The organism is Virgibacillus sp. AGTR (assembly GCF_016919725.2).
Classification (GTDB): Bacteria; Bacillota; Bacilli; order Bacillales; family Amphibacillaceae; genus Virgibacillus; species Virgibacillus salarius.
Genome location: NZ_JAJERH010000185.1, coordinates 1 through 509 on the forward strand (window position 1 = coordinate 1; position 509 = coordinate 509).

Consider the following 509-nt stretch of genomic DNA (forward strand, 5'->3'; position numbering starts at 1 on the left):
ATCTTCAATACCAATAATATCGTGGTTTTTGATAATTTCGGTAGAAATTTTGTGCAGATAATCAGTTCTCTTGTTCATAACTTTTTCATGAAGGCGAGCAACGGTACGCTTTTGCTTTTGATAGTTTTTTGCTTCACTCAATTTTCGCTTTTGCTTTATCGCTAGTTCTTTTCGTCTTGACAAAACACGTTGAGCCTTTGCTAATTTCTTTTCTAATGTGCGGAAATACTTAGGATTCTTGTGTATTGTTCCGTCTGACAAAATAGCGAAATCTTTTAGACCTACATCTATACCAACAACGGAATCCGTTTTTTCGAGAGGCTCCGCATCGGTTTCAACTAAAATAGAGACAAAATATTTACCGCTCGGGTTACGTCGAATTGTTGCGTTCAAAATGCGCCCTTCGACCTCACGACTTTTTGCAAACTTTATTGACCCCAGTTTGGGCAGCTTGATTTTATTATCCATAATGGCGATATTGCCATTTGTTTGCTTCGTTGTATAGGATT

At 37.5% G+C, this 509-nt stretch carries 1 protein-coding gene; it reads right to left on the bottom strand.

Annotation, left to right across the window (positions count from 1 at the left end; translation table 11 throughout):
* Positions 1-509, bottom strand: a 509-nt coding sequence (locus JUJ52_RS23160) for a transposase (RefSeq protein WP_228089260.1), incomplete at both ends; no start/stop codon positions are given.